At 71.4% G+C, this 10,290-nt stretch carries 9 protein-coding genes; 5 read left to right on the plus strand and 4 right to left on the minus strand.

Annotated elements, in window-relative coordinates; all coding sequences use genetic code 11:
- Together sepH and ppgK are read right to left on the minus strand one after the other, a co-directional pair.
- A partial coding sequence (gene sepH, locus ACY45C_RS15655) for a septation protein SepH (RefSeq protein WP_462188330.1) occupies window positions 1-1,302 on the minus strand: 1,302 nt, incomplete at its 3' end.
- A 294-nt stretch (window positions 1,303-1,596) separates the two neighbouring features.
- The gene (gene ppgK / locus ACY45C_RS15660) at window positions 1,597-2,433 is read right to left on the minus strand and encodes a polyphosphate--glucose phosphotransferase (protein WP_462188331.1); all 837 of its coding nucleotides are present in this window, start codon (window positions 2,431-2,433) and stop codon (window positions 1,597-1,599) included.
- Window positions 2,434-2,762: 329 nt separating this feature from the next.
- Between ppgK and moaA the strand changes: the two genes are divergently transcribed.
- Genes moaA through ACY45C_RS15675 form a run of 3 tightly spaced genes read left to right on the plus strand, consistent with a single transcriptional unit; the run spans window position 2,763 to window position 4,903 of the window.
- Window positions 2,763-3,704, plus strand: coding sequence for a GTP 3',8-cyclase MoaA (moaA, locus tag ACY45C_RS15665; protein WP_462188332.1), 942 nt, complete (start codon window positions 2,763-2,765; stop codon window positions 3,702-3,704).
- Window positions 3,701-4,546, plus strand: a complete 846-nt coding sequence (mobA, locus tag ACY45C_RS15670; RefSeq protein WP_462188333.1) for a molybdenum cofactor guanylyltransferase — start codon at window positions 3,701-3,703, stop codon at window positions 4,544-4,546. The genes moaA and mobA overlap by 4 nt, the downstream gene beginning before the upstream one ends.
- On the plus strand, window positions 4,547-4,903 hold the full coding sequence (locus ACY45C_RS15675; protein WP_462188334.1) for a DUF6457 domain-containing protein: 357 nt from the start codon (window positions 4,547-4,549) through the stop codon (window positions 4,901-4,903). It abuts the gene before it with no gap.
- Here the strand turns inward: ACY45C_RS15675 and ACY45C_RS15680 are convergent.
- Entirely contained in the window at window positions 4,867-5,289 is a 423-nt protein-coding gene (locus tag ACY45C_RS15680) for a hypothetical protein (RefSeq protein WP_462188335.1), read from the minus strand. The two genes, ACY45C_RS15675 and ACY45C_RS15680, sit on opposite strands and share 37 nt — an antisense overlap.
- A 504-nt stretch (window positions 5,290-5,793) precedes the next feature.
- Here ACY45C_RS15680 and ACY45C_RS15685 point away from each other — a divergent pair.
- Together ACY45C_RS15685 and ACY45C_RS15690 are read left to right on the plus strand one after the other, a co-directional pair.
- Window positions 5,794-6,513, plus strand: a complete 720-nt coding sequence (locus tag ACY45C_RS15685; RefSeq protein WP_462188336.1) for a hypothetical protein — start codon at window positions 5,794-5,796, stop codon at window positions 6,511-6,513.
- A gap of 2 nt (window positions 6,514-6,515) precedes the next feature.
- Window positions 6,516-8,912: an AAA family ATPase gene (locus tag ACY45C_RS15690; protein WP_462188337.1), complete on the plus strand. Its 2,397-nt coding sequence runs from the start codon at window positions 6,516-6,518 to the stop codon at window positions 8,910-8,912.
- Here ACY45C_RS15690 and ACY45C_RS15695 read toward each other — a convergent pair.
- Entirely contained in the window at window positions 8,872-10,194 is a 1,323-nt protein-coding gene (locus ACY45C_RS15695) for an MFS transporter (protein WP_462188338.1), read from the minus strand. The two genes, ACY45C_RS15690 and ACY45C_RS15695, sit on opposite strands and share 41 nt — an antisense overlap.
- Between the last annotated feature and the right edge of the window lie 96 nt (window positions 10,195-10,290).

Raw genomic sequence — 10,290 nt, forward strand, 5'->3', positions numbered from 1 at the left:
GCGACAGGGAGGTACCTGCGCCGAGCCCGGGACCGACGGCTTGGCGGCTGTCCCGGTGGGAGACGTGGCGGATGTCACGGGCTGCGGACCGGCCGGCGCGACGGCCGCCCGGGAATTCACTCCTGATCGCCCGGTCCCGGACGCGGACCCCACCCTGGGGCGGCCGCCGGGAACGCCTCGCCCCGTCGCGGCCGTCCGGCGAGAGACCTCGCCGCGGATCGGTTCGGGCCGGACGGGACGGTCCAGGGACTCGGCGTCCTCGGCCCGGGCGGCCTTCCGCTCCGCCGACCGCGGGTCTCCCGGGGCCGTGGGGTCCGCGGACCGGGCAGGTACGGACCATGGGGTCACGGATCGGGTGTCCGCGGATCGGGTGTCCGCGACCACGGGTTGCGGTTCGGCCGCCTGGATCGCCTCCGGACGGGCGGGCGACTCGGGCGACTCGGGCGCGATTCCACCGCCCGCGGTGTCCCCGGGATACGACGCGGCCGGGTGGGAGGGCAGCAGAGGGTATTGCCGCTCGGGGAGGCTGTGCTGCGGAGCCGGTGTTCCCGGCGGCGGGCCCGGTTCCGGCACCGCGGCGACCATCGGCTGGACCGGGGTGGCGGGATTGGCCGGAATGGCGGGGATGCCCTGGTCGTGCACAAGGGTGAGCGCCGGTCCCGCCGCCCGCAGCGCCGCCGACGATGATGGTACGGATGACGGTAGAGATGACGGTGCGGGCACCGGCGCCGGCTGCTCCGCCGTCTCCGGCGCCACGAGGGTGCGGGCCGCGTCGTCATGCGGGCGCACCCGGCGCACCACCGGATCCCACGTCCAGCGGGCGCAGCGGCTTTCCGAGGTGAGCTGGACGAGCCAGATGCCGTCGACGCGGCGCCACGCGTCCCACTGCGCCGCGGCCGGATTGTCCTGGGCTCCCATCAGCCGCGCGTCGACGGCCTCGCCCAACGGCCGTCCCGGCACGCCCCCCGGATCCTTGGGGAGCAGCGCGGCCCGCGCCTCCTGCACGACCCTGGCACGTTCGGCGAGGACGGGACCCTCATAGCGATCCACCCGTTCCACCGGGATCCCGGCGGCCCTGGCCACCTCCGCCGCGGTCTCCCCGGCGCGCAGCCTGGCCTGGATCTCCCGTGGGGTAAGCGCGCTTTCGGTACGCACCTCGCTACGACGCACACCGCGCAGGGCCGCGCGCAGCCGGTCGTCCACGGGCACCCGGAACTGCTCGCCGTCCGTCCTGCCGTTCGCGTCGGTGAGCACGAGGTAGCCGCCGTCCTCGCCGAGTGCGACCGCCCGCAGCTCGCGCATGGCGCCTCCTCCTCCGTCGAAGCCGTACCGCTTGTCGCCGTGCCGCGGCGGGCGGACCGTTGGGCCGGACGCGCCTGGGAGCGGATGTCAACATGATGCGTCAACCCGCCTTCAGCCTGTGCATCCCGGTAGCTGACAGCCTGCCATTGATGGCGTCGGTCGCGGGCGTGGCGGCGGGCGACACGCACAGTCTGACCGTGTTGGGCCTGTTCGGGCAGTCCCGCAACGTCCGGATCCGCAACGTCCGGATCTGGAACGTCCGGATCCGGGACGAGTGGACTCGCGACCGGTGGATTATGGTCGCCTGCCGCCCGGGGGGCGGGTCGCGGGACCTCGGCGGCGGGCGGGCCGGGCAGCCGGTCGGGGCCGGTTCTGGTCGACCAGGCCGGAGATGGCGGCGCCGACAATGCCCGCCTCGTTCTGGAGCTGCGCGGGGACCACTCGGGTACGCACCTCGAGCTGGTCGAGGTATTTGTCCGCTCTCTTGCTCACCCCACCACCGATGATGATGAGGTCGGGCCAGAGCAGCGCCTCGAGGGTGTTGAGGTACCTGGTCACCCGCTTGGCCCACTTCTCCCAGGAGAGGCCCTCGCGTTCCCGGGCCGCATCGGACGCCCTGGTCTCCGCGTCGTGTCCGGAGATCTCCAGGTGGCCGAGTTCGGTGTTGGGCACGAGCTGGCCGTGGAGGAACAGCGCGGTACCGATCCCGGTTCCGAACGTCGTCACGACGACCAGGCCGGTGGTGTCGCGCCCGGCGCCGAAGGCCATCTCGCCGATGCCCGCCGCGTCCGCGTCGTTCACCACGGTGATGTCCACCGGGCCCGTCGCGGCGGCCGACCCGCTCAGCGCCTCGGCAAACAGGGAGACCACATCGGTGTCGATCCAGGACGGGGCGATGTTCGCCGCCGTGAGCGCCACCCCGTTCTTGACCACTGCGGGGAGGGTGGCTCCCACCGGTCCCGACCAGCCGAAGCGGCTGACCACCTCCGCCACGGTCGCGGCCACTGCGGCGGGCTCGGCCGGCTGCGGAGTCGCCAGCCGGAACCTGGGCGCGGCCAGCGACCCGTCCTCGACGTTGACCGGAGCGCCCTTGATCCCGCTTCCGCCGACGTCAACCCCGAAGACCTGCACCGCCGAGCCCTCCCCTACCGATGTTCTGACCCTGCCGGCCCTGCCGGCCCTGCCGCCGGTGCCGCCGGTGCCGCCGCGGTGCCGTGGGCCGAACCGCTGCCCAGCGACCGCGGACGTCCGTCGACCGCACGAGTCGTAGTCTCGCAGGCGATCGGGGCGGCCACGGTCCGACTGCCCACGTCGTGGCCTCTTCGTCCCGATCGCGTCCCGCCGGTGAGCCCGCCGCCGCGTGGCCCGGCTCGGGACGAGCCGCGACTCAGACGAACGGCTCTTACCCTGGAGGAACGAGCCTCACTGACACCCATGGTCGCATCGCGACGGACCTGCGGGTGTCGTTGACGGACCGCTGCAACCTCCGGTGTACCTATTGCATGCCGGCCGAGGGGCTCGCGTGGCTCCCCGGCGAGCGGATGCTGACCGACGACGAGGTAGTCCGGCTGGTCGGCGTCGCGGTTGGACGGCTCGGCGTGACCGAGGTCCGCCTTACCGGCGGTGAGCCCACGCTGCGTCCGGGTCTGGTGGAGCTGGTGGCGCGGCTCGCGGCCCTGCGGCCGCGGCCCGAACTGTCCGTCACCACGAACGGCCTGATCCTGACCCGCCTGGCGGGCCCGCTGCGGGCCGCCGGTCTGGACCGGATCAACGTCTCCCTGGACACGCTGGACGCGGACCGGTTCGTCCGGATCACCCGCCGGGAGCGGCTCGGCGACGTGCTGGCCGGACTGTCCGCCGCCGCCGCGAGCGGGCTCACCCCGGTCAAGGTCAACAGCGTCCTCGCCCGGGGCGTCAACGACGACGAAGCCCCCCGGTTGCTGCGCTGGTGTCTGCGGGAGGGCTACGAGCTGCGATTCATCGAGCAGATGCCGCTGGACGCGCAGCACGCGTGGCGTCGGGACACGATGGTGGCGGCCGGCGAGATTCTTGCCTGCCTGCGGGCGGAGTTCACCCTCACGCCGCTGCCAGGCCGCGGCAGTGCGCCCGCCGCGCTGTTCGAGGTGAACGGTGGGCCTGGGCGGGTGGGGGTGATCGCCTCGGTGTCGGCGCCGTTCTGCGCGGCCTGTGACCGGGTCCGGCTGACCGCCGACGGCCAGGTGCGTGACTGTCTGTTCGCCCGGCGGGAGAGCGATCTGCGGACCCCCATGCGTGCCGGCGCGGACGACGAGCGGCTCGCGGCTCTGTGGCGGGCGGCCGTGCGGGGCAAGAAGGCGGGGCACGGCATCGACGAACCGACCTTTCGGCAGCCGGACCGGCCGATGTCCGCGATCGGCGGATGACGGTGGCCCGGTCCGGGTCGCATGCCGGTGCCCCCGTGGGTTGGAGTGCCCTGGTGCTGGCCGGGGGTGGGGCGCGCCGGCTCGGCGGCCGGGACAAGACGGCGGTGCTGGTCGGCGGTTCCACTCTGCTCGACCGGGTGCTGTCCGCGGTGCCGGACGCCGAACGGGTGGTCATCGTCGGTCCCCGGCGCGACCTGGCCGTCGATCCGGTTCCGCCTGATCGGGTGCGCTGGTGTCGGGAGGATCCGCCCGGCGGGGGACCGGTCGCGGCGATCGCCGCCGGCCTTGTCGAGATCAGCACACCGTTCGTCGCCGTCCTCGCCGCCGACCTGCCGTTCCTGACCGGCCGGGAGATCGCGCTGCTGCGCCGCGGGGTCGAGGATCCCGCGGCGCAGGCCGCGCTGCTGGTCGACCCGGACGGCGGCCGGCAGTTTCTGGCCGCGGTGTGGCGGACGGCCTCGTTGTGGGCGGCGCTACCCGCGGATCCGATCGGGCGCCCGGTGCGCGACCTGTTCGCCGACCGTCCGGTGACCGCGGTCCAGGCGGCCGCCCAGACCTGCCTCGACTGCGACGAACCGGCGGATGTGGCGCGGGCCCGCCGCTGGGCCGCGGTGGGCGAGCGTGGCCCGGCCCGGCACGATGGACCTATGACCTCCGCCGATGACCAGCAGCCTGAGCACCAGTCGCGGTCCGAGCATCGGGCTTCGGTGGGCCCGCCGCCCCCGGAGGCCGGACGTCATCGCCCGCCGCCCGCCGCAGCTGTCGGCTCGGGTGCCGGCAACGTCCTGGACAAGAACGTCCTGGACAAGAACCTCCTGGAGCGGGACGTCCTGGCGCAGTGAGTGTCGGACGTCTGCGCCGAGCTCGGCCTCGACGCGGCACGGATCGACGTGGGCGCCGTCCTCGATCTCGCGCGCGACGTCGCCCACGGGGTCGCGCGTCCCGCGGCGCCACTCACCGCGTTCCTGGTCGGTCTGGCCGCCGGCCGGAACGCGGGCGGTGCCCACGGTGAGGATGGCGAAGGCGAGGGTGCCGGCGAGGGCGAGGGTGCCGGCGAGGGGGGTACGGATGGTGAGCGGGAGGCCGCGGCGGCGCGCGCGGCGACGTCGGCCGTGCTCGGCCTCCTGGCGCGGGCGCGGGCGCGGGCGGGGACCGGGTCCGCTCAGCCCATCCGGCCCGGACCCGCCTCGTCGAGGTAGCCGCGCATGTCGATCGCCATGGTGTGCACCGCGTCCTGGTCCGGCTCCGCGTACTCCTCGCCACGCGCCGACGCCCGCGCATATCCGAAGGTCAGCCTCGGCAGTACCTGCGTCGGTGTGTCCATCCCGCCCTCCCAGCCAGGTTCGTCCCCGGCGAAGGCGGCAGGTCCGGAGGGCAGGTCGCCGGAGGTGGGGGAGGCCGTCACGACGACCCAGTCGATCACGCCGAGTATGATGATCGCGGCGAGCGATGGCAGGGTCGCGACCGGGTTCCAGGCGGCCAGCCCCACCAGGACGAACACCGCGACCACCGTCAGTCCGCCGATGAGGTGCCGCCGCGCGGGACGAAGCGCGGGAACCTTACGACCATGCCGATAGTGCGCCATACCGACAGTGTGCCTGGGATGCCGCGTTCGGCCCGACCGTGGCCGCACCGCTCGAGTGCGGCCAGGGTGCCTCACCCGGGATGGTGTTTCACCCGACCCGGGGCCCGGCCTGGGGCCCGACCTGGAGGAGGCGTGCGGCATGCCGGGGACGTTGGTTCGACCAGCGGGGGATCGGGGTATGCCGCACAGGCCGATCCGAGGCCGGGCAGCGGCGTCCACCTCGATGTCGGCGTTCGTGTTGCCCAGCAGGCGGATCATGACTTATTGTGACCGTCTTGACTCCTGCGGTCACCGAGTCGGGGTTCGGTGTGCCGGGGCGGCGTCGGGCACCCGGAGCATTCGACAGCGGAGGGTATGTACTTTCTCTCTTTTTAGCGAAGGTTGCGTATGTCGACCCCGTCCTGAGTCACACTTTTCGAAGGAAAGCAAAGGACCATGGCCCGGCGCCGCACCATGTGTTCAACCTCGCGAAGCTGGAGGTTCGCCGTGGAGGCTCGACGTCGGATGACACGTCCGCGCCGAAAGTCCGCCCCTGGCACCCTGCTGATGCTCAGCGTAATCGTCTCGGTGTTCCTCGCCGCCGCTGCCTGCGGCTCGCCGAGTTACGAATACGTAACCAACAAGAAGGACGGCGCGTTTGTGCGCGTCCCGACCGGGTGGAATCACCAGGAGATGCCCGGGCTTGCGCTTTTCGGGATCGACGCTCGCAACGTCAGCCCCGAGATGCTGCGCGGTCTCATGCCGCGGGAATGGGTCGTCGGCATCGACGCGGCCCAGCGGTTCGACAACACCCGGCTCCTCGTGCCGGACGCAACGCAGCCGAAGGGGTTCGTCCAGGTTCGCCACCTGCTCCCGGAGGAGGCCAACGCGGTCTCCACCAACGATCTGCGCAACTTCGTCCTCTCCGTCGACGACGCGGTGGCCGCGCAGGAGCAGGCCGTGCGGCAGAACCCCTACGGTGCGCGGCTGACGCCGAACTTCCTGCTACTCGCGGACGAGGTTGTGCACAAGAAGGACGGTGTGCACGGGGTGCACCTCGTTTACCAGGTGCAGACCCAGGCCGGACTGGTCACTATTGATCAGACGAGCCTGCTCGACAATGGTCAGCGAGTGCTCTACCAGCTGATCCTCGCGTGTTCGTCGCTGTGTTACGCCACGCATGGTCAGCAGATCGGCGATGTCGCCAAGTCCTTCACGATCGAGCCGACGGACCGAGGTCAGTAGCCATGGGCGTGAGAGACCAGGCAGGTGGGACCGCCGACGGCGGGGACCCGAAGCCGAATGCCGCCGGTCCGGCCGGTCCCGGCCCCGGTGGCACGGATACGGAGGCGGAACCGGCGAGCGCGACCGCCGGCAAGCCACGCCGCCGTCCTCTCGCCTTCTGGGACCGGGTGAAGTTCCTGCTCCTGCTCGGGGCGGTCTTCGTCTTCGTCGTGGCGGCCGACGTGTCCGGCAACCCGTTGATGACGTGGGCCGACTCGATCCGCATCCAGGCCAGGAACAGTTGGTGGATCCTGGCCCTGCTGGGCGTGGAACTGGTGCACCAGCTCCACATGTTCCTGGGCGAACGGTGGTCGGGCTACTACGTCTTCTGGACCGATCGGGTCTTCGGGCAGGCCGAGCGTCGGCTCCTGCGGCTCAACGACTGGAACCGGTACCGGGTCAGCCGTGCGCTGAAGTGGATCGTCGGGGCCGCGCTCGTCCTGTTCGTCTACGCCCGCCTGGCCGACACCTCGGTCTTCGACGCGATGGTGAACGCCCCCGGCGCCGTCTGGAAGGCCATCCCGGCGGTTCTGCAGATCGTCCTGCTCATGGTCCTCGTCGTCGGCCAGTTCGTCGTGATGTTCTGGTTCCTGTCCAAGGGCGGCGTCGACGTCTACTTCCCCGAGGACATCACCACCCGCTTCGCCGACGTGTGGGGGCAGGACCACGTCGTCAGCCGGGTGAAGGAGAACGTTTTCTACCTGGAACGGCCGGAGGAGATCGAGAGCCGGGGTGGTCATGTTCCCGGCGGCATCCTGCTCTGGGGGCCGCCGGGCACCGGCAAGACGCTCATCGCCGAGGCGGTCGCGGGAGAGACCGGGAAGCCCTTTGTGTTCGTCGACCCGGGTGCCTTCCAGGCGATGTTCATTGGGGTCGGCATCCTCAAGGTAAAATCGCTGTTCCGCAAGCTGCGCAAGCTCTCCCTGCGTTATGGCGGGGTGATCGTCTTCTTCGACGAGGCCGACACGCTGGGGAGCCGGGGTCAGCTCGCCGGGGGATTCGGCCGCGGGGCCGGAACCGGCGCCCGGTCGTGGTTCGCCCGTTCGGGGTCCCCCGGATCGGTGGGCGAGGCCGCTCCGGGGGACCTGTGCAACGGCCTGTCCTACCTGAGCGGGGCGGCCCGCGCGGAGATCACCCGTGAGCAGTTTGTGGTGGGCGGGGGCGGTGGTTTCGACGGCACCCTGCAGGCGCTGCTCACCGAGATGTCCGGCCTGAAGAAGCCGCGGGGCTTCCTCAACCGGGTGGTGCGCCGGACGTTGGGCATGCGGCCCAAGCCGCCGCCCAAGTACCGCATCCTCGTCATGATGGCGACGAACATGCCGCAGTCGCTCGACGAGGCACTGCTGCGCCCCGGCCGCATCGACCGGCAGTACAAGGTGGGCTATCCCAGTAAGGAGGGCCGGATCCGCACCTTCGAGGGCTATCTGTCGAAGGTGTGCCACGAGCTCACGCCGGATCAGATCGACCGGCTGGCCATCATGAGCCCGGAGGCCACCGGGGCGACCATCAAGGACACCGTCAACGAGGCTCTGGTCCAGGCGGTGAAGGACGGCCGGGAGGTCATCACCTGGCAGGACATGCTCCAGGCCAGGGTGATCAAGGAATACGGCCTCGCCGACGACCACGAGCACATCGACCGGGAGCGGCACAGCATCGCCCTGCACGAGGCGTGCCACGCCGTCGTCGCCTACCGGATGCAGCGCGGGCGGGTGATCGACCTCGCCACCATCGAACGCCGCGGCGGCGTCGGCGGGTTCGTGGCGCACGTCGCGGTCGAGGACCGCATGTTCATGTGGAAGTCCGAGATCGAGGTGCAGGTGATGGTCTCCCTCGCCTCGCTCGTCGGCGAACGGATGTTCTTCGAGGGGGACAACACCGTCGGTGTCGGCGGCGACCTGCGCAGCGCGACCCTGCTCGTGGCCAACTTCATCTCCTCGGCGGCGATGGGGGAGACTCTGGCCTCGCGCCTGTCCATGCTGGAACAGGAGATGGGTAACGCCTCCATCGACGCCGACCGGCCGTTCGGCGAGCAGGTCGAGGGCAAACTTCGGGAGCTCTACGCCCGTACCGAGAAGGTGCTCGCCGCGAACCGGCGGGAGATCCTGGCCCTCACCCACGCACTGGAGACCCACAAGACGATCACCGGTGAGGATGTGGAGGCCATTATGGAGGGGCACCTCGGTCCCACCGTCGACGGCCGCCGTTACCACGAGCCCGACTTCCTTGCTGTCGCCGAGAGCTATCACTCCAACGCGGTCCAGGCTCATCGTGGGCAGACCCATGAGCTGCACACACTCCCCGACCTCGGCCGGGCGGCCGTCAGCCCCGCCGAGGCGGCACCCGCGGCCGGATCGGACTGAGCCGACCCGGGTCCGGACGTGTGCCCTGCACGGTCTTGCCCTTCACGGTCTTGGTCCGAAGGGAGCCGAAGGCGTACAACGCCGCGCCGATGGCCGCGCCCGCGGCCAGGAGCAACCCAGCGCGCGCGCCGAAGGCCTGGGCGACCCAGCCGGCGATCGGGCCGCCGACCGGCGTCGTGCCGAGGAACGCGACCGACCACAGCGCCATCACCCGCCCGCGCATCGCCGGGTCGGCCGAGAGCTGGACCGTGGCGTTCCCGGTCGAGATGAAGGCGACGCTCGTCGCGCCCAGCAGCACCATCGTCGCGATCTCGAGCGGCAGCGTCGGCGCGGCGGCGGCGAGCAGCAGGATGAGACCGAAGGTCATCGCGGTCAGGCTCAGGGCCCGGGGCCCGATCCGGCGGCGGCGGGCGACCAGCAGGCCGCCGACGACCGCGCCCGCTCCCATGGCCGAGGTCATCAGGCTGTACGTGGCCGCGGTGCCCCCGAAGGTCTCCCGGGCCAGGAGCGGCAGCACGACCTGGAACTCGTAGGACAGCGTGCCGATCACCACCATCATGACCAACGGTACGCGCAGCGCCGGCGTGCGGCGCACGTAGGCGAAGCCGGCCCGCAGCTGCCCCGGCGCCCGGTGTATCGGCGGATAATCGTACAGCGCTGAGATGTCCAGGCGGTGCAGGGCGAACAGGACCGCGCCGAAGGAGGCCGCGTTGATGAGGAAACAGCCGGCGGTGCCCGCGAGCACGATGACGACGCCGGCGATCGCCGGGCCGACGATGCGCGCCGCGTTTATCGCGACCGAGTTCAGGGTGACCGCGTTCGGAAGGTGCTCCGGCCCGACCATCTCCTGGACAAAGCTCTGCCGGGCCGGGTTGTCGACGGCGTTGCACAGGCCGATGAGCGCGGCGGCCACCCCGACCATCCAGAGCTGGGCCGTACCGGTGAGGTCGAGGATGCCCAGAGCCAGCGCGGCGAGCCCGGAACCCACCTGCGTGCAGATCAGCAGGCGGCGCCGGTCCGTCCGGTCGGCGAGCAGACCGCCGTAGGGCCCGAAGAACAGCACCGGCAGGAACTGGGCGGCGGTGACGAGGCCGAGCGCCGTGCCGGAGGCGCCGAGCGAGAGGACCAGCCAGCCGAGGGCGATGGTCTGCATCCATGTCCCGCAGAGCGAAACGATCTGGCCGCCGAGGAAGAGCCGGAAGTTCGGCACCCGCAGGGCGGCGAACGTGCCACCTGCCGCCTTCGATGCCGAACCGGCTACCTTCTCCATCTGCAGGGTCATACGTGCACCTCCAGTGAGGGCAACGCCGGCCGGCAGATCGTTATTTCGCATCAGGTAAACATTTTCCTCCAGGGCGGGTTCTAGGGCCTGTTTGGG

The organism is Frankia sp. CcWB2, from assembly GCF_977927585.1.

What these genes read in the sequence shown, in the direction of transcription:
- mobA (WP_462188333.1), top strand. Translation starts at nt 3,701, where the DNA reads ATGACGGTGGCCCGGTCCGGGTCGCATGCCGGTGCCCCCGTGGGTTGG.
- ACY45C_RS15695 (WP_462188338.1), bottom strand. Translation starts at nt 10,194, where the DNA reads ATGACCCTGCAGATGGAGAAGGTAGCCGGTTCGGCATCGAAGGCGGCA.
- ACY45C_RS15685 (WP_462188336.1), top strand. Translation starts at nt 5,794, where the DNA reads ATGACACGTCCGCGCCGAAAGTCCGCCCCTGGCACCCTGCTGATGCTC.
- ACY45C_RS15680 (WP_462188335.1), bottom strand. Translation starts at nt 5,289, where the DNA reads ATGGCGCACTATCGGCATGGTCGTAAGGTTCCCGCGCTTCGTCCCGCG.
- ACY45C_RS15690 (WP_462188337.1), top strand. Translation starts at nt 6,516, where the DNA reads ATGGGCGTGAGAGACCAGGCAGGTGGGACCGCCGACGGCGGGGACCCG.